The 19,513-nt window shown below is 46.1% G+C and carries 16 protein-coding genes; 8 read left to right on the forward strand and 8 right to left on the reverse strand.

The features are described 5' to 3' along the window. Position 1: 1 nt before the first annotated feature. The 6 genes from gpAD87_RS06345 to gpAD87_RS06370 form a co-directional block, all read right to left on the reverse strand. Positions 2–679, reverse strand: a complete 678-nt coding sequence (locus gpAD87_RS06345; protein ID WP_064636894.1) for a 2-hydroxy-3-keto-5-methylthiopentenyl-1-phosphate phosphatase — start codon at positions 677–679, stop codon at positions 2–4. Next, on the reverse strand, positions 676–1,899 hold the full coding sequence (locus tag gpAD87_RS06350; protein WP_064636896.1) for a 2,3-diketo-5-methylthiopentyl-1-phosphate enolase: 1,224 nt from the start codon (positions 1,897–1,899) through the stop codon (positions 676–678). The genes gpAD87_RS06345 and gpAD87_RS06350 overlap by 4 nt, the downstream gene beginning before the upstream one ends. Then, the gene (gene proC / locus gpAD87_RS06355) at positions 1,896–2,756 is read right to left on the reverse strand and encodes a pyrroline-5-carboxylate reductase (protein WP_064636898.1); all 861 of its coding nucleotides are present in this window, start codon (positions 2,754–2,756) and stop codon (positions 1,896–1,898) included. The genes gpAD87_RS06350 and proC overlap by 4 nt, the downstream gene beginning before the upstream one ends. A gap of 36 nt (positions 2,757–2,792) precedes the next feature. After that, entirely contained in the window at positions 2,793–4,040 is a 1,248-nt protein-coding gene (locus gpAD87_RS06360; protein WP_064636900.1) for a glutamate-5-semialdehyde dehydrogenase, read from the reverse strand. A 96-nt stretch (positions 4,041–4,136) separates the two neighbouring features. Continuing rightward, positions 4,137–5,240: a glutamate 5-kinase gene (gene proB / locus gpAD87_RS06365; RefSeq protein WP_064636902.1), complete on the reverse strand. Its 1,104-nt coding sequence runs from the start codon at positions 5,238–5,240 to the stop codon at positions 4,137–4,139. Positions 5,241–5,601: 361 nt separating this feature from the next. After that, positions 5,602–6,810 (reverse strand): pyridoxal phosphate-dependent aminotransferase, encoded by a 1,209-nt coding sequence (locus gpAD87_RS06370; protein ID WP_064636904.1) that lies wholly within the window; start codon positions 6,808–6,810, stop codon positions 5,602–5,604. Between the two features lie 260 nt (positions 6,811–7,070). Between gpAD87_RS06370 and gpAD87_RS06375 the strand changes: the two genes are divergently transcribed. The 4 genes from gpAD87_RS06375 to gpAD87_RS32480 all read left to right on the forward strand — a co-directional run bounded on the left by gpAD87_RS06375 (position 7,071) and on the right by gpAD87_RS32480 (position 11,078). Beyond that, the gene (locus gpAD87_RS06375) at positions 7,071–8,087 is read left to right on the forward strand and encodes an ABC transporter substrate-binding protein (protein WP_064636913.1); all 1,017 of its coding nucleotides are present in this window, start codon (positions 7,071–7,073) and stop codon (positions 8,085–8,087) included. 202 nt (positions 8,088–8,289) lie between these two features. After that, positions 8,290–9,936 (forward strand): AraC family transcriptional regulator, encoded by a 1,647-nt coding sequence (locus tag gpAD87_RS06380; protein ID WP_082935017.1) that lies wholly within the window; start codon positions 8,290–8,292, stop codon positions 9,934–9,936. 48 nt (positions 9,937–9,984) lie between these two features. Beyond that, positions 9,985–10,806 (forward strand): carbon-nitrogen family hydrolase, encoded by an 822-nt coding sequence (locus gpAD87_RS06385; RefSeq protein ID WP_064636915.1) that lies wholly within the window; start codon positions 9,985–9,987, stop codon positions 10,804–10,806. 86 nt (positions 10,807–10,892) lie between these two features. Further along, positions 10,893–11,078, forward strand: coding sequence for a hypothetical protein (locus gpAD87_RS32480; protein WP_024630602.1), 186 nt, complete (start codon positions 10,893–10,895; stop codon positions 11,076–11,078). 220 nt (positions 11,079–11,298) lie between these two features. On the opposite strand, the gene gpAD87_RS06395 is transcribed toward gpAD87_RS32480, so the two are convergent. After that, positions 11,299–12,219 (reverse strand): LysR family transcriptional regulator, encoded by a 921-nt coding sequence (locus gpAD87_RS06395; RefSeq protein ID WP_064636917.1) that lies wholly within the window; start codon positions 12,217–12,219, stop codon positions 11,299–11,301. 457 nt (positions 12,220–12,676) lie between these two features. Here gpAD87_RS06395 and gpAD87_RS06400 point away from each other — a divergent pair, with 457 nt between their 5' ends. Beyond that, the gene (locus tag gpAD87_RS06400) at positions 12,677–13,462 is read left to right on the forward strand and encodes a DeoR/GlpR family DNA-binding transcription regulator (protein ID WP_197521377.1); all 786 of its coding nucleotides are present in this window, start codon (positions 12,677–12,679) and stop codon (positions 13,460–13,462) included. A gap of 26 nt (positions 13,463–13,488) precedes the next feature. Beyond that, positions 13,489–14,631 (forward strand): N-acetylglucosamine-6-phosphate deacetylase, encoded by a 1,143-nt coding sequence (nagA, locus tag gpAD87_RS06405; protein WP_064636921.1) that lies wholly within the window; start codon positions 13,489–13,491, stop codon positions 14,629–14,631. 257 nt (positions 14,632–14,888) lie between these two features. Here the strand turns inward: nagA and gpAD87_RS06410 are convergent, their stop codons facing one another. Beyond that, positions 14,889–15,728 (reverse strand): AraC family transcriptional regulator, encoded by an 840-nt coding sequence (locus tag gpAD87_RS06410; RefSeq protein WP_064636923.1) that lies wholly within the window; start codon positions 15,726–15,728, stop codon positions 14,889–14,891. A gap of 310 nt (positions 15,729–16,038) precedes the next feature. On the opposite strand from gpAD87_RS06410, the gene gpAD87_RS06415 reads away from it, so the two are divergent. Further along, the gene (locus gpAD87_RS06415; RefSeq protein WP_231952457.1) at positions 16,039–16,875 is read left to right on the forward strand and encodes a chitosanase; all 837 of its coding nucleotides are present in this window, start codon (positions 16,039–16,041) and stop codon (positions 16,873–16,875) included. Positions 16,876–16,894: 19 nt separating this feature from the next. After that, positions 16,895–19,483, forward strand: coding sequence for a metallophosphoesterase (locus gpAD87_RS06420; protein WP_064636925.1), 2,589 nt, complete (start codon positions 16,895–16,897; stop codon positions 19,481–19,483). Positions 19,484–19,513 lie beyond the last annotated feature (30 nt).

A 19,513-nucleotide genomic window follows, 5' to 3' on the forward strand; every position in this document is an offset into this window, starting at 1 on the left:
TTTACAGCACTCCTTGTGTTTGCTTCTGTTTCATATCTTCCATAATATCGTAGAAGGTTGTGAATGGGACATGATCCACACCCAGCTCTATACACTTATCCGTCAGAATAGAACGGGAGTAGACAAGATCAGCGATTTTGGCACCTTCAAAATCGGTTAGACTGTCTCCAATGAGGATACGATTATATTGTTCTTCCGGGAATGTACGAATAACCGTCGTTTTACACATGCCGCATCCGTTCTCACAAGGAGGCTGACATGGATTAGGCCATTCAATACGTATGAATTCATCTGTGAAATCCGCCCCATTGCAATAAACGTGATCCTGTGGAATATCGAATGGAGCGAGCAAAGGCTCGATAAAAAAGTCCATTCCGCCGCTGGTGACATTGAATTCAATGCCCTCGTCCCGAACGTATCCAAGAAATTCGCTGAACCCTTCTCGGATGCCAGCCTGTCCAAGTACAAATTCCACAATCTCATCTTTCTGCGAAGAAGACAACAGAGCGAACATCGCTCCCACACCTTCACGGAGCGAAATTCGTTGTTCAATCGTGTCTTTCATTATTGCTTCAATACCTTCGGGTTTAAAATGTTTCATAATCGCTACGATATTGTCCGAAAGGGTGATTGTGCCATCAAAATCACAGAAAATAACTGTTTTTTTATCACTTCTCATCGTTCGCCACCCCACAGATCCAGTGCACTTTTCAGTTCGGGATGTTCGACTGCATATTCTGCCAGTGGAATGGAACGCTGGGCTGCCTCGATAGCCTGCAAGAATGCCCGTCCGCCTGCCTCAGTGCCCATGGGATGTCCATGAATACCTCCGCCGGCATTAACGATGACATCGGTGCCGAAGTCACGCAGAATAAGCGGTACAAGCCCTGGATGTATACCAGCCGAAGGCACAGGCATGCTGGTTCTGACCGGAAGCTCAGGTGACAGCAATTGTTCTGTAATGGCCATATTCTCTTCCTTCGGCATCGTCACCGATCCGTAAGGGGAAGGGAAGAGAACCAGATCCGCTCCGGCAAGTCGCATCAGCTGTCCCAGCAGGACGGAAGCCGAGATTCCATAGTGTGGTGAAGGATAGAGTGCACCTGCAAGCGCAGGGTGAGCCATGATCGGCACGTTGATGTCCGGATCACTGCTTAGTTCGTGCAGCACATCATATCCGTAAGACAAGACATTGAACAACAGTGCATTTGCTCCTGCCCCTATCGCACGTTCAGCCTGTTGTTTCAGGCGTGATGTAGGTCCAGTCAAATTTGCGGCATAAAGAAGTTTCTTACCCGTCTCCTTGCGTGCCTGTTCCGCAGCTTTCATGCAGACCTCGACTCTTTTCTCAATCGGAGTCAGTTTGTTCTCAAACAGAATTTCATCGTCTTTAATTAAGTCTACTCCACCAAGAGCTTGGCGAATAAACTGTTCCCTCAGTTCGTCAGAATCCAGTCCAATGACTGATTTAAAGATACTCATTAACAACGGACGATCATGTACACCTAGCAGATCACGAACACCATTCAGTCCAAACTTGGGACCGGGGAACGCGCTGACGAAGCCGTCCGAGAATCCAAGCCGTGTCAGTTTGATGCGTCCGTCCATTGAAATTTTGCCAAAGACCGTCACGAGCAGGGCAGGAATATCACGGCTGAAATTTACATCCGGATAACCAATGGTAATATCGGCGTAACGCTCACCTGGGGCCATGCACTCAGCTTCATGCACCTCAACGCTGATGACCTCACCCAGATGTTTCTGCATCGCCTCACGCTTGGCCTGAGGCAATTCGGTCCAACTGCCAACAGTCATGCCGACAGCAATGGACTCAGCCTTCTTGCGGAAGTCTGCACGATCATCATGCAGACGATATGTGGCTGTACACATATTATTCATTTTAAATCTCCTTCCAAAGCAGCTCCCATCTCCCGTGAGCGCTCTGCACAGCGGTTGACGGCTGCGATTACATTTTCAAAGAAATCTCCCTCGTCCAGCGTTTTTAGTGCTGCCTGGGTTGCACCTCCCGGGGAGGTCACATCACTACGGAGTTTCATTGGCTCTAGGCCAGTCTGTTGTACCATGCGAGAAGCACCCAGCACGGTCTGAACAGTCAGATCGCGGGATTGTTGGCTGGATAAGCCGCCACGAATACCTGCGGCAATCATGGCCTCCATCAAATAGTATACATAAGCCGGACCACTTCCGGAAATACCTGTGAGCACTTCGAGTTTATCTTCAGGCACAATGGTCACGATTCCGACAGCTTCGAACATCGTCATGACTGTACTGCGCTGTTCATCCGTAATCTCTTCAGAGAAGGCAAGTCCGGTTGCTCCAAGCCCGATTGTACTGGACGTATTCGGCATGGTGCGGGCGATCGGTTGCTTGCGTCCCAGCAGGGATTGCATCGTACGGATCGATAATCCGGCAATAACGGAGACGATTAATTGATCCGGAGACAGGAGCGGCCCAAGTTGACGCAGCGCTGCGGCAGCATCCTTCGGTTTCATGCAGAGTACAATAACGGGAGAAGCGGAGAGATGATCCAGCGATTGTGCAGCAGTTCCGGTATGTACGGCATAACGGGTACTGAGCTCCTCCTGACGTTTCTGGTTGCTGCGGTTCAGCATCGTAATATCCTGAGGACGAACGACAAGGCGGGAAATTAATCCGCGCACGATGGCTTCCGCCATCGCACCTGCTCCGTGAAAAGTAATCTTCTGTTGTAATAACGTCTGTTGTTCTTGACTCATATTTATCGTTCCTCCTATATAACTGTAGCTGCGATATTATTGCCGGATTTGTCCATTGCCAGTGATACGGTATTTGGTTGACGTTAATGCAGGCAGACCCATAGGTCCACGAGCATGCAGCTTCTGGGTACTAATCCCAATTTCGGCCCCATAACCGAATTCAAATCCGTCAGTGAAACGAGTAGAAGCATTATGGTATACAGCAGCCGCATCTACATCATGTAAAAAACGTTCTGCATTGCTGGTATCCTTGGTGACGATACATTCTGAATGCTTTGTGCCATAACGTGCGATATGCTCCATCGCTTCATCCAGGTTCTGAACTACACGTATATTTAAAATATAATCATTGTACTCTGTCGCATAATCTTCTTCTGTCACAGGAAGGGCAGAGGGAACCAGACGGCGAACCGTGTCACAACCCTTCAACAGGACATTCGCCTCACGGAGTTGTTCGGCCAGAGCCGGCAGATGCTCCTCCGCGTATACAGCTTGCAGCAACAAAGTTTCCATGGAGTTGCACACGGATGGACGCTGTGCCTTGGCATTAACAGCAATCTCTGCTGCCATGAACGGATTGGCAGATTCATCCACATAAGTATGACAGATACCTGCGCCGGTTTCGATCACAGGCACTGTTGCATTGGCGACCACATTGCGGATTAGTGAGGCTCCTCCGCGTGGGATGATGACGTCCAGCAGTCCGTTCAACTTGAGCATTTCGTCCACGGAAGAGCGGTCTGCATCCTCGACAAGCTGCAATGCGTCCGCTGGCATGTCTGTTGTTGCCAGTGCCTGATGCAGAACCTCCACAATTTTGCGATTGGAGGAGAGGGCAGAGGAGCCGCCTCGTAACAGTACAGCGTTGCCTGTTTTGAGGCATAGTCCGGCTGCATCGACTGTAACATTTGGACGGGCCTCGTAGATGATGCCGATCAGACCGATTGGTACTCTCAATTTTTCAACATGCAATCCGTTCGGACGAGTGAATGTCTCCAGCACTTCGCCCACAGGGTCCTGCAATTCCACGATCTGACGCAGTCCTTCAGCGATACCAGAGATACGCTCTTTATTCAAAGCGAGGCGATCCAGCATCGATTCTGGCGTGCCTTGCTGTCTGCCACGTTCCAGATCCTCAGCGTTTGCTGTAATAATGGAATCCGCTTGCGTAATCAATGCGTCCGCCATGACTAGCAGGGCGTTATTTTTTTGTTCTGTGCTCAGTCGATTTAGCTGCGGAACCACGGCTTGGGCCTTGCTCGCTTTTTCCCTGACTTCACTCATCATAAATTCCTCCCATATATAAAGTGGAAACAAAAGATTATTTAATGGCTACATCCTATGAAGCTGAGTAGCATACTCGATAGAATTATAGGTGTTCTATTTTAACGTAATCCACTCGTCCCGGTGAATAACCTCAAGTCGATGGATACTGTTCAGCTGCTTCATCACTTCGCCACTTGCCAGTCCTGCGATGAGCCGTAGCTGGTCATCATCATAATTGACGATACCACGACCGAGCAAGGTTTCATCCATACCCAGCACCTCTACAACATCTCCGGCATGGAAAGTACCCAGCACGCGTTTGACGCCTACAGGCAGGAGACTATGACCACCATGGACGAGTGCTTCTTCGGCACCATTATCCACAACGACGGTACCGAGCGGAGTAGACATGAAGCCAAGCCATTGCTTTTTACGAGAGAGAGCGGCAAGGCGAGTCTCGAAATACGTTCCTTTTCCGGTTCCATCAACCGCCCTTTGCATATCTCCAGGTTCCTTCACACTTCCTACAAAGACAGGCACGCCTCCACGCGTTGCCACTTTGGCTGCATCTACCTTGGATCGCATGCCGCCTGTACCTACGGATGATCCAGAACCGCCAGCATAGGCGTAAATTTCTGCCGTAATTTCGGGGATACGGTCATAACGAAACGCAGACGGATCTTTTCGTGGATCGGCCGTGTACAGACCGTTGGTATCTGTAAGAATGACCAGATGCTGTGCCTTGACCAGATTCGCTACCAGAGCAGACAGGAGATCGTTATCTCCGAACTTCAATTCATCGACAGATACGGTATCATTTTCGTTAAAGATCGGAATGACGCGCTGTTTGAGCAGCTCTTCCACGGTCATGCCCGCATTGCCCATACGTTTTCGGCTGTGAAAGTCGGTACGGGTGAGTAGAATTTGTGCTGTAGTAACGCGGTGCGCTGCAAAAGCCTGTTGATATGCCTGCATCAACAAAGCTTGCCCAACAGCCGCCGCGGCTTGTTTTTCATGCAACTGCTTGGGACGCTGGGGGTAACCAATCTCCCGGAATCCGGCAGCTACCGCTCCCGAAGTGACCAGAAGAACCTCATGGCCCTGTTCGGCCAAGGCAGCAATTTCTCCGGCAAAAAAAGTAATGGCACTTCGATCAAGCCCGCCTTCTTCCGTAGTAAGCGAACTGCTTCCGATCTTAACTACAATACGTGAGGTCATGTTTTCACTTCCTTAAACAATATTAATGATTGACCCTGGAGCAGACCGTTGGGTACAAAAAAAACTCCCGCCCTTTTAGTTAAAAAGGACGAAAGTTCGTTACTTCCGCGGTACCACCTTTATTGATGATTGGATCATCCGGCTTCATGCCCTGTAACAGAAGGCACTGTCCTGTGCATCACAGGCCGCTCAGGGGTAGGTTTCGGAGAGAAGCCGCGGTAAATTCTTGCAGCCCGATGGAATTTACTCTCTGGGCGCGGCTGATCCTCTCGTACTGGTCCCGTCATCACGTTTCGTTCAATATTTCCTTATAACATACCATGGAAACTTGGCAGATGCAAAGGGGTTATACACCTGTAAATTACTTGAATAAATTCAACTTGCCAATCCGCTCCGCTGCTTCCCTTAATCGATCTTCATCACTTAGCAGTCCTGCGCGCACATAGCCCTCACCATGCGAACCGAAACCAATACCCGGTGCTACCGCGACTTTTGCTTCACGTAGTAACACGTCAGCAAATGAAGCAGAAGTAAAGCCCGCAGGTACAGGCAGCCAGCTAAAGAAGGAACCTCCCGGTTTAGGGGCCTGCCAGCCGATGGATGAGAGTGCATCATAGAAAGCATCGCGACGTGATTCATAACGTGCAACCAGTGAAGTGACACATTCCTGGGAAGATGTCAGTGCCGCAGCAGCAGCGGCCTGGATGCCTCCGAAGAGACTCACGTAGATATGATCCTGCAGCAGATTGATTTTGGAGATGATCTCCGCATTGCCCAGAGCAAATCCGACGCGCCAACCCGCCATATTGTAGGTTTTGGATAACGTGTAGAACTCAATGCCCACTTCTTTGGCACCTGGTGCCTGCAAAAAGCTTACTGGACGATGTCCATCGAATCCAATTGCACCATAGGCAAAGTCACTGGCTACGACGATTTTATTTTGAATGGCGAACTCTACCGTGTCTTCATAGAAGGAAAGCGGGGCGGTTGCCGATGTTGGATTGTTGGGATAGTTCAGGAACATCAGCTTGGCCATTTCCCGATCCTCGGTAGAGATTGCTTCATAATCAGGCAGGAATGCATTGGACTCTAGCAGTGGCATAAAAGACATGTGCGCTTTCGCCAGTGCCACACCGGACCAATAATCCGGATAACCTGGATCAGGTACGAGACACACGTCGCCAGGATTGAGCAATACTTGAGGCAACTGGACCAAGCCCGTTTTTCCACCAAATAAAATCGCAACTTCTGTTTCGGGGTCCAGGTCCACGTTGTAATCTTCCTTGTAACGCTTCGCAACGGCTTCCTTCAGGAAAGCATGCCCGCTAAAAGGCGAATATTTGTGATAGAGCGGGTTCTCCGCCGACTCCTGCAATGTTTTAACAATGTGAGGTGGTGTAGGTGTATCCGGGTTACCCTGACCCAGGTTAATCACGTCGTGACCACTTGCGATTTCGCGGTTTACATTTTGAACAAGGGTAGCAAAAAATTGTGTAGGAAGCTGTGTCATTACATCGGATGTAGGTATGGTAAAGGCTGAACGACTCGATGATTTAGATTGATTAGTCATGCTATACATCACTCCGGTTATTAAAGATGGCAATATAGTACTCATTAATTTATCACGTCAATCCCGAGCTGTATAGGGGGAAAACACTTCATGAATACTTGAATGGAGCCTATATTTGTGTTTTTGTACAAAACTGAAATGAGAGATTTCGTTTTGTCCATTGAGATTAGGGTAAAGCCTGTTTTATGATAATACTCGATAATGATAATCAATATCATTGATAAATAGGAACGAAGCACTTATTAGGGGGAGAAATAGAAATGAAAAAGGGTATACGAAATACGGCAGTATTATTGACGGTTACATGGTTGTCCATTCTTCTGCTGGCTTGCGGAAATCAGGCTTCAACTCCATCTGCCGGAACGGATGATTCCAAAACGGCCAATGAAACACAGACAGATGGGGATCAGTCCAAGCAGGAACAGACGGCATCCACGGATAACAGTGAGGGTGAAACCCGGATGTTCAAGGACTGGACAGGCCATGAAGTTGAGGTTCCGGTTACGCCAAAACGTGTGATTTATCATGGTGAAGTTACAGGGGATTTGCTAGCGCTGGGCGTTGTACCTGTAGGTATTCTTCGTCAGGATGGAACGGTATATGATGATCAGGTAGCCCAAGCGGAAGATGTGGGTTTCCCGATGAGTGTTGAAAAGGCGCTTACCTTGAATCCTGATCTGATCATTTTCTCAAATAGTGATCAGGCACAATATGATCAAATCTCGAAGGTTGCGCCAACGGTTACCTTTGATTCATTTGCTTCACTGGACGACCGCATGCGTACTCTTGGGGATCTGTTGAACAAAAAGCCGGAAGCGGAAGCTTGGATCACGGCCCATCAAAAAGCAACGGAAGAGATGTGGAAGCAGCTTCATGAGAATGGACTGAAAGAAGGGGAAACGGCTTCGGTATTCACCATGTATCCTGGTAATCGACTGTTTGTAATGGCCGGAGCAGGATTGCCACAGTTGTTATATGGAGCCGATGGCATGAAGCCAACCGCGGAAATTCAGAAAGTATTAGATGAAGGAATGGGCTTTGCAGAGATTTCTACTGAAAAGCTGCCCGAAATAGCGGGTGATCGCGTATTTATACTGAATCCAGTAACGGATGATGCGAAGCAGTCCACCAAAGAATTGCTGGATAGCCCGATCTGGAAGAACTTGCCCGCTGTAAAAGAAGGAAAAGTATATCGCTTTGATCTGGTTAAGGCTTCAAGTGATGCAACTTCAAGAGAATGGCTTTTGAAAGAGTTACCGAAACAGATGATTAAATAGTCGTTTATGGATTGATAAATCATAATATTTTACTGGAACAAGAACGAAAATGCCGACTAAAAAAGAGCCTTCAACATTTCGTTGAAAGCTCTTTTTTTGCTGATTACAGCCAGATCTGGATTAATGACAAAAGCTCGCTTATAATCAGTTCATACAGATTTAATGATAATCATTCTCATTTTAAAGAACGAGGTGAACTACCATGCAGGCTTTGAATGCCGATGCGAGAGGGTTGTATTTTTCAGCATTCATGTTTCGGCTGGATCATCTGGAACAACGAATTGAACAACCAGAACAGGTGATGCTGGAAGTGGCATGCAATAAACATACATTTTTGATCTGCGAAGAAGGGGAAGGTCGCTTATACATAGGATATGAACAGTTTCCTTTTACCACCGGATGTGTTTACCCGCTTTCTCCGGGCGAGGGGTACCAAATTGAACATGGAAACCGAATGGAATTAAAATATATGGTGATATCATTTGATGTTATTCATGTATTGACAGGAGATCCGGAACAGTATACGCGCCCTGTATTCGAACATAGAAATCAATTGAACGGCTATCCTTATGCCCCGTTAAGTGGACTGTTGGAGCAATTGTATGCCATTCGTGATTATCAAACAGATGCCGAATATATCCATTTGAATGCACAGTTTCAGAGATGGATGGAGATGATCATCACCCGGTACACTTCTCCAAAAACGGAGCAGAGCATGGAATCCAGACTACACAGCACGATTCAGTATGTAGAAGACCATTACGCTGAAGAAATCACAGTAACGAAACTGGCACGTCTTGCGGCTATCCGACCCGTGCAATATACAACCTTGTTCAGACAATTAACCGGCCACAAGCCGCTTGATTATGTGAACCATGTACGAATTAAACATGCTAAGGATTGGCTGCGCAAATCCGATGAACCGCTTCGGGATATAGCAACCCGGGTGGGCTTTAAGGACGAGTATTATTTTAGCAGGCGTTTTCGTCAAATGACCGGATTATCGCCTCGTCAATATGACCGATCTATTCAGCAACAAACACTGGTTCAGGATTGGTTGGGTCATGATGTGAATATTCCGGCACGACCGGAGCGAATTATGTTTTATGGTGATTCCGGTGGAGATCTGCGAGTGCTGGGTATTGGTCTGTTAGGAGATCAGGCATATGATGCGGTTGCCCCGGTTAATGTGGAAGAGGCAGTCCGGATGAGACCAGACCTGATCATTTTCGATAGCACTAACGAACAGCAATATGAGCAATTTTCCCGAATTGCACCCACACTGGCATACAACTCTCACGCAACGCTGGAAGATCGGATTTGCAGGGTGGGAAGCTGGTTTGGCAAGCAATCAGAGGCTGGACAATGGCTCTCCTCCTATCAGCAACGTATGGAAAAGATGTGGATGAAGATTCATGCTTCAATTGAACCGGGGGAAACGGCGTCCGTATTCACGTATCATCGGGGTGCACGATTGTTTGTCATGGGTAATATTGGTCTGGCCTCGCTCTTGTATCATCCGATGGGGTTCAGACCCGTTACGAAAGTGAAGGAGGCGCTTGCCGCGGGCAGAGCGTATAAGGAAATTTCGTCAGAAGCGATTCGTCAGTATGCCGGTGATCATATATTTGTCTTGCTTCCTGAAGAGGTTATTGCAAGGCAGGCCACAGAGAAGTTGATGCAGAGTCCAAGCTGGCTGGCACTTCCAGCCGTGCAGAAGGGGCAAGTGTACGGAGTAGAGGAGACAACATGGAATTTGGGCGATGCACTAACGAGCAACCGTTTGTTAACATTGCTGCCCGAGTTATTATGTAGGAGTTCAGAACGAAAACAGGTTGCAGATGTTTGAATGATCAAGCTATGATTACAGGTATTACGGTTCAGAGGAGTGCTGGTTATGACAGAACAACAACAAGGGGAAATGCGTGTGGCCTTGATTCAGGGCGATATTCAGCTCGGAGACCCTGAGGCCAACCATAAACATATGCAGTCTTTGCTCGAACGAGCGCTAGAACAGGTTCCCGACCTGGGATTGGCTGTGCTGCCCGAGATGTGGAATACGGGCTATGCTTTGGAACAAATTCATGAGCTTGCTGACCCGGAGGGCCAGAAATCAAGAGAGTGGCTCGCGGCTTTTGCCCAAAAACATCGAATCTCCATCGTTGGCGGTTCCATTGCGGAGAAACGTAATGGCCAAATTTACAATACAATGTACGCCTATAACAGTGAAGGAAATCAGGTGACACGTTACGATAAATTGCATTTATTCCGTCTGATGGATGAAGAGAAGTATTTGCAGCCTGGTGCAGAACCGGAAATATTCGAATTGGAAAATGGCCTCACCGCTGGAGCTTCGATCTGCTACGATATCCGTTTCCCTGAGCTTGCTCGAACCCTTGCCTTGAACGGAGCCAAAGCATTAATTGTCCCCGCTGAATGGCCGAACCCGCGCTTGCATCATTGGCGCACACTGCTTACAGCAAGGGCCATCGAAAATCAGATGTACGTTATTGCCTGCAATCGTGTAGGGAAAAGCGGAGACACCGAATTTTTCGGACATTCCCTCATTATTGATCCTTGGGGTGAAATTGTGGCTGAAGGTGGAGAAGGAGAAGAGATCGTGACCGGAGTTATCCGTCCTTCGCTTGTGGATGAGGTTCGTGGCCGTATCCCGGTATTCGAAGACCGTAGACCTGGCATTTATTTTGGCAGCAAATAAAAATCTGCAATTTTCCAATAAAGTGTTTATTCATCCGGGAGGCGGGTAATGATAACTATCCCGTCACCAAGGAGGATGATCAATCAATGGACAACCATGTGAAAGATACGCTCAGGAGACTGGAACAGGAAAACACTAGGGTAGATCACTTGAGGCCATTCTTAGAGAATGGGGCAGGAGGGCTATCACCACCTGAACAATCTGTTCAGGACGAAGGCCGCCTTGTGAATCAACAGAACAGGCTGACAAGTGAACGTAATTTGCGAAAATAAACCGCCAAATTTTAAATTCTCATATGTACGTTTTTACGTTAACAATTCAATGATGATATCAGCAACATTGTACTGTAACGATGATGTACTGCTAATACCATGTAAGAACTTTATCCTGCGGATGCGGGAGACGAGTATAGAACAAAGGCTTGGCCCTTATGGGTCAAGCCTTTGTTTATTTTGTTGCCATGTATGGCGGGCAAATTCGCTGACCGTCCAATTATTCTCCTTGAGAGAGCTCGGCAACGGTTTGTTGAAACGTATGGATGAATGCCTCCGCGGCTTTGGAGAGAACCCGTCCTTGGCGGTATGCAACTACAAGGGTACGACTGGGGGTTGGCTCAGCTAGCGGTACATAAACAGGAACAAATTCACTGCGGGGCGCGCGGGCAATAAAGCGCGGAACCAATGTAATCCCCATACCTGTAGCCACCAGTGACTGCACCGTCTCAATGTTTGTACTCTCAAACACCACGTTGGGGTCAAACCCGGCTTCCTCACACAGATCAAATGTAAGTTTACGGAAGCCTTGTCCTTTCTTCAGCACAACAAAGGGTTCATCGCGAAGCTCTTCCATCCGTACTGGAACCGGATGCTCTGGATCTCCTCTGCGTGCCAGAGGGTGATTTGGGGGAACAGCCAGATCAATTCGCTCTTCACCTATCGTTACATAAGATAGACTTGGCTCCTGCAATGGGAGGGAGAGCAGGCTTAAGTCAGCCTTGCCACTAGCCGTCAACTTTTCAAGCGTCAGCCCGGAGTCTTCCAGCAAGGTTACTTCAATCTCGGGATAGGCCTGTTGAAAAGCGGGAAGCACATGCGGAAGCAGGTGGGAGCCAGTGATCGGCATGCTGCCTACAACGACTTTACCTTTACGCAGCTGGGAAATGTCCGACATTTCCTGTCTGAGCAGCTCGACTGCATCAATAATTTTTTGAGCCTGCTCTACAAAAGTCACCCCTGCATGGGTCAACTCCACAGTGCTGGTATTACGCTGAAATAACAGTACACCCAGTTCCTTTTCAAGTTTGGATAGCTGCTGACTTAAAGAAGGCTGGGCAATGTGCAGCTTCTCGGCTGCCCGGGAGAAATTCCGTTCTGCCGCGATTTGCAGCGTATATTGAAGTTGTCTGAATTCCATATGCACACTTCATTCCTTTCGTTATGCCATCATTATATCACTACAAATAAGAAATGATTAGTTTAACTGAAACGCTTAAACTGCTTAAAAGAGTTAATACAACACAGGCAAAACTATAACAAAAAGAAACTCCCTCAAGGGGGTGAAAAGCGTGAAGTCCAATTCTGCAACGAGCATTAAAAAAAACCTATTGGGAGTCCATTGGACTCAAGATCGTATTTATCTGAGTGATTTAAGTCAATTTGATAAGCAAATGGCTCCGAAATCCATTCATTAATTTTTTCTTAGCAGTAAATCTTAACTTATGAAGACGTTAACGGATGTAAATTCATCTGGCTAACGTCTTTTTTATTGAACAGTCAGGAATAAATACTTGCACTTACTTAAGGTTTACTTATAATAACTTGCAAAAATTAAAAATAAAACTTATACTTACTTAAAAGGAGGTGCATGTATTGTGTATCAAGAGGAAAGATTGTTAAAAATACTCGAATACTTGAAACATCACCAATCGATGAGTGTTACAGATATATGTACGCTGTTTGAAGTATCAAGGGATACTGCACGAAGGGATATTGTTAGATTAGTACAAGAAGGCGTTGTGATTCGAACTCATGGGGGGCTATCGTTACCTGAGTTACAGAAAGAAATGCTGTCTTATCAGGATCGTTTGATTGATGAATCCGAGAGTAAGAAAAAAATAGGGAAGTTTGGGGCAAAACTTATCCAAGACCATGAGACTGTGATTTTAGACGTATCAACCACGGTGCAATTTGTAGCGGAACAAATTAGCGCAAAAAATTGCACGGTGGTCACGCACTCGATTGATAACGTAGGGATCTTGTCCAATCGAGAGGATCTTCAAATCTATATTCTCGGTGGTTACTTGAATGTAAAGCACCGCTTTTTATATGGTTCTTCCATTATCGATAAACTAAGTGAAATTCGTGCTGATAAAGCCTTCATTGGAGCATCGGCGATCCGGTCTGATGGACTTTATTATCCATATGAAGAAGATGCCCGGGTAAAGAAAGAAATGGCCAGAAGATCTGATCAGGTTATCGTAGTAGCCGATCATACAAAATTTATTGGCAAATCTATTCATCGGCTGGACTTTGATTTCGTTGACATTTTAGTCACAAATCTGGAACTCCCGAGTGAGATCAGAGAAGTTCTGGATCAGAAGAACATCACTGTTATTGAGTGTCAGGAAGAAAATGAAGAGGTTCCAAAGCAAGACTGATAACCATCGGGAAGAGGAGGATTTTTATGGATTACATTTTGCATAATGTACAAATGGCACTTCGCAACCGTATCGTTCCATCAGCCAATGTGTGGATTTCTGAAGGGAAAATCATGAGGGTAGACACAGGTGATCTTCCTACGCTAGAAGGGGAGTATGAACGGATTGATGGGAGAGGACATTTGCTAGTACCTGGGATGATAGATGTTCATATCCACGGTGCCAATGGCTTTGATATGATGGACGGTACTGAAGAGAGTATTCAAGAAGTTTCACGCCAATGTGCTTTAACGGGGTGTACCTCATTTCTGGCTACATCTGTTAGTTCTACGATGGAGGATCTTCTGGAAATGATTCGTAGTGTCAAGCGTGTAATAGGACAAGAAGTGGGAGCAAAGATCGCAGGGATTCACTTAGAGGGACCGTATCTGAACCCGAAGCGAAAAGGAATGCAGAATGAAAAGTATTTGCGGCATCCCAACATAGAAGAAATGAAGATCATTTTCCAGGAAGCAGGGTCACTCATTAAGATGGTTACTATTGCTCCCGAGCTGCCGGGAGGAATGGACTTGATTTCCTTTTTGAAAGAACAGGGAGTAGTTATAGCGATCGCTCATTCGGATGCCACATATGAGGAAGCCAAAGAAGCCTTTGCATCAGGTGCGAGTCATGTGACGCATTGTTTTAATGGCATGCGGCCGATCCATCATCGAGATCCGGGTCTAATCGTGGCTGCTTTTGAAGAGAAACATGTAAGTCTTCAAGCTATTGTGGATAATGTCCATCTGCATCCTGCTATTATTCGACTGATTCATAACCTGAAAGGACCGGAAGGAATGGTCTTGATCACAGATGCTTTACAAGCAATGGGTATGGGCGATGGGAATTATCTATTTGGAGGCCATCATGTCACGGTTTCGGGTGGCATTGCAAGACTAGAGGATGGAACACTGGCCTCCAGTACAGTTACCATGAATGAAGCCTTACGTTATACTGTCGAAACCGGAATTCCCTTGATAGATGCCGTACAGATGGCTTCAACTACGCCGGCCAATATTCTTGGATTTCAACAAAAGGGGGAAATTTCCTCTGGTTTCGATGCCGACCTGGTCCTATTGGATGATGAATTTCAGGTTCTCTGGACGATGGTGGGCGGTCAAATTCTATAAATCACTATTATTTGCGATTCCACAGAGAAAGCCCATTAGATAAGTCTAGTGGGCTTTACATAAATAAACCCAAGAACCCCTTTTTTATAAGGGGTTCTTGGGTTGGGAAAAGAAATTTCGACTTGAATTGGGATGAGGAAAGTGAGTGATTGTAATGGATGGATCCGCTAACGTATTGCCTTACAGAATCCATTGCCGATTTTGAAGAATTGGGCATTTTATTTTCTTTAATGATTGGTATTTCAGTGATTTTGCTATTAAGATTTAAATTGTTTGCGGAAGCAGAGTGGCGAGATGCCCATCACTAATTTGAAGGTTCTTCCAAAATGGGAAGTGTTATCAAACCCAACCATTCCCGCAATTTCAGTAACATTAAAAGAAGAGCCCATCAGCAAATCACGAGCTTCTTTAATACGGATGTTATTGATATATTCAATAAAGCTGAACCCGGTGGATTCTTTAAAAGTTCGGCAAAGGTAGGAAGAGCTTATGTCGAATTGCCGTGAAATCTCACAGAGTCTAAGCGGTTCCATATAATGTTGATTTACATAATTAACGATGTCTAGGACTTTCTTGTGTGTACGATTGGATTCCACCAATGGAGCGACAAGGCTGTCAAATAGTTTGCGGTTAAGATAGAGGAGCAACTCTACCAATAATATTTGTTGGTATTGTTCATACCCGCGGGCTTGCTTTTTCCCTTCCTGGATCATCTTCTGAAAAAGCTGTTCGATGAAATGCTGATCCTTTCCGGTCATCTTCAAAGCACGGTAATCACTTTTGAATAATTCGAGCAGATCCTCACATTGACCACGGGTGCAGAAATGCTGCAGGAATTCTTTCTTAAACAGCAGTGTAACTCGTTCATACATATTGCAGCCTGAATTAACCAGTTTGTGCCTTTCGTGAATATCCATAAATAGCAGTGTTCCGCCCGCAACCTGGTAGGTTCTATCGCCTATATAATAATAAAAATCCCCGGATATTAAATACAGAATCTCATAAGCATCATGATAGTGTCTTGAAGGCATGCTGGTGTATACCTGTTTCTTGCGGCTGACATCAAAAAGAGCAGACTCATAAAATACCGGCTTCATTCAGCACCTCCTAAGAGGATTGTAGACTTGATCTAAGGTTCATAGCAATATATGTATGAAAATTTAATAATTACAAGAAAATACGTGCTGTATAGTTAATTTTTCTGAGATAAGCTTGAGTGGAATTTATCAATCATTGAAAAAAAGGAGGGGTGTCATGCTTGGATTGTTTTGGGTATAGGGTTCCTGTTGCTGAAAGTTAAAGCGCTTATACTATTCAATTAAGGGAGAGATTGCGGTGCTTAATTCAACGAACAGTAAGGTTTTCAAGAAGATGAAATTTTCATTAATGATCCTGCTCAGTTTTTCAATGATTATTTCTTATGGCTCTCTGTCCAATACGTCTCAACAGAAAAGTTATGCGGCAGGGAACCCTAATTCTAATTTCTCACCTGCAACACTTCAATTCTTACGTGCCAACACAGGTCTTGATGGTGAGCAGTGGAACAATATTATGATGCTTGTCAACAAACCGGAGCAGGACGATCTGAACTGGACCAAGTTTTACGGATATTGTGAAGATATTGATGATAACCGCGGGTATACGATTGGAATATTCGGTGCGACTACAGGCGGCTCAAATGATACCGGTCCCGACGGTCCGGATCTGTTCAAGGAATATGACGCTGCCAAAGGCGCGAGTAATCCTTCGGTTAAGGGAGCATTGGCCCGGATCGGTGTCAAGGGTTCGATGAAAGGGAAGATCCTCGAAATCAATGAAAGCGAAAAGAGTTTCTGCAAAAAGATCGGCAATTTGCAAAATGATCCCGAGTGGAGAGAGGCTATGTGGAAAACGTTCTACAATGTTTATATTAAGTACAGTGTGGATCAGGCCCGCAAACGCGGCTTTAACTCGGCATTAACGATTGGTTCCTTCGTGGACGCAGCGCTGAACCATGGAGCGACCGGCGGTTCTGAGACCCTTCAAGGGCTTTTGGGTAAATCAGGAAGCAGCACGGATGAGAAGACTTTCATGACCACATTCTATAAAGAACGGACCAAGATTGTGGATACGAATGACTACAACTCTCCGCCTAACGGAAAGAATCGTGTGAAGCAGTGGAGCAATTTACTGAACATGGGAGAAACAGACCTGAAGGGCGCAGATTCGGCAGTACTTCAAGTTACCAACTGGAAACTCCAATAACAGGAGGGAGATGGGGCGAATGGACAACAACCAATCTTATCTCAAGAACAGATTCTCCAAGGTAATCAGTCTATTGGTTATAGGTTTGCTGCTTGCCATGGAGTTGACCGGTTTTGTCTCAGCAGGAAGGGAAGGAAATGAGGAAGATCTTGCAAGTGAAGCAACTGCAGTTCAGGAAACGATTGCCCAGTGGATTTTTAAAGATAAAGGTGAGAACGGAGTGTTTCCGGCTACCGGCGGGATATATCAAACAGCTTCATCCATTCGTGATGTAGGAACAAATACGGATGCATACACCTATGAGTCAGGTGAGAACAGCGTACGCAACCAGGGCTGGCATGAAGGAACGGGCATTAAGTACTGGCTTGCCACGGTTTCGACCAAAGGCTTCGAAGGTATCGTCCTCTCTTCACAGCAAACATCTTCAAGTACAGGACCTAGGGATTTTAAGGTGCAATACAGTACGAATCAGCAGCAATGGACAGATGTTTCGGGCGGCAAAATGGTTCTTGCCCAGAACAATTTTAATTGTTCCAATAATTCCTGCAAATTAACGAACCTCGCATTGCCTGGGGAAACAAACAATCAAGATGTACTTTATATCCGCTGGGTGGTAAACTCTGCGAAAAGCGTAAGCGGGGGAACGGTGTCCAGCTCAGGCTCAAGCAGAATCAAAGATGTGGTAATTAAAGGAACACGCATCAGCGGCGAACCAGGGAACACTCCCACACTTGAGGTAAATAAAACTCCCGCTTCAGGGGCTGCAGATGTTTCCCTTAACGCAGAGATTACAGTGAAGTTTAATAAAGCCATTAGTCTCGTTAGTGGTCATCAAGTTGTAATCACAGAAAACAATGTCCCTCTTACCAACATCTCTGCCTCGCCCCTCGGTCAAGACACGGTTAAAGTCAGCCATCCTAATTTTACTGCCGGCAAAACTTATAAGGTGACCATCCCTAAAGAACTTGTTAAGGGGACTGGGGACGGCCGGACACCAGACAACGATATTACTTGGAGCTTTAAGACGAAGTCTCCGGATACCGGCAACAAAACACCAACGCTGTTGAATATGACTTTTAATGGGGACCCCAAGACAAGTATCGCTTTTGACTGGTATACGGCCGAAACCGTAAGAAGTACAGTAGTGCAAGTAGTGGAGGCCTCCAAAGCCGGAGGAAGCGAGTTCCCAGAACAGCTGGCAACTTCTTATGAGGGTAGTTCAACAATTATTGAAACCTTAATGACGTCAGGAGACAGAAGTTCCAAGAAGTATAAGAAGTTCGCCAGCCACAAGGTTATTGCAACCGGTCTTAAGCCTGGAACCAAGTATATGTATCGCGCCGGTAACGGTGATGTGGACGGCTGGAGCGAGACGGGTTCTTTTACCACAGACAAGGCGGATAATCAGGATTTCCATTTCCTCTATGTAACCGACACCCAAGGCTCAAGTAAATCCAATTTCGATCTGTGGCAGGATACTTTTAAGAGAGCTATTGAGAAAACGGTAGATCCAAAGTTTGTTCTTCTTACAGGGGATCTAACGGATGACGGTGATCTGGAGCAGCTGTGGCAGTGGTTCTTGGGTGTGCCGAAAAAAGAATTTGCCAATGTACCATTTGCGCCGATAATCGGCAACCATGAGATCGAGGATTATCCGAATAATAATTTTTATAACCATTTTAATCTTCCAAAAGATGTGGGGACTGGTGCTCATGACGGGTCGGTATATGCTTTCGAATACGGCGATGCCCTGTTTATGCAAATCAATTCCCAGTACGAAGGGGAGGTCAAGCCGTACAAAGCGGATATTCAGTTCACGAAGCAATTGGAATGGATGCGGAATCAGGTGGCAAAGACCGACAAGAAGTGGAAATTCGTCTCTATGCATAAGGGAGCTTATTCTTCAGGAGATAATGCTTCGGCAGAAAGCGAACGTGTAGAATTTTACCGGAAATATCTGATTCCTGTATTTGATGAGCTGGGTGTGGATATGGTGTTTGAGGGACATGACCATATGTATATGAGATCTTTTCAAATGCTGAACAACGTTCCGATTAAGAATGTCATTACCGATGAGCATGGAAATGTGCTGAATCCCAAAGGGACCGTGTATCTAATGGGGAACTCGGCCGCTTCGAAATTCTATGCTCTTAATCCAGACGCAGACACGTTTTTTGCAGCAAAAAACGATCAGCCCAATAAGAAAATGTTCCTGGATGTTTCCATTACAAGCGACGTGCTGAAAGTTACATCCTACACAGCAGTTAAAGATAAACCTCTTGCCGTCTATGATGCTTACAGTATTAAACGGACGGACGGCAAACCAGGCATAGTCGAAAATCCAAGCGCAGTAAGACAGTCAGCGAACCGTGCAGTTCTTTCGTGGAAAGCGCCAGCAACTAGCTCTGAGCCGGTGCGAGGTTACCGGATTTACGAGAAGAATGATAAAGTCAGCACGAATTGGAGCGTGTATGTGCCGGCGGTCAGCGGTCAGACAAGTTACAGCTATACTTTAAACGGCATAGATTCTGCCAAAGCCTACAATTTCGTTATTAAAGCAGTGGGGACAAGAAGTAATTCACTTCCAGCAGAGGCAGGAATGCAATGAATGGATAGATGTGGGGAATACGGGAGGTAG

Source organism: Paenibacillus sp. AD87 (assembly GCF_001659845.1).
Taxonomy (GTDB): domain Bacteria; phylum Bacillota; class Bacilli; order Paenibacillales; family Paenibacillaceae; genus Paenibacillus; species Paenibacillus marchantiae.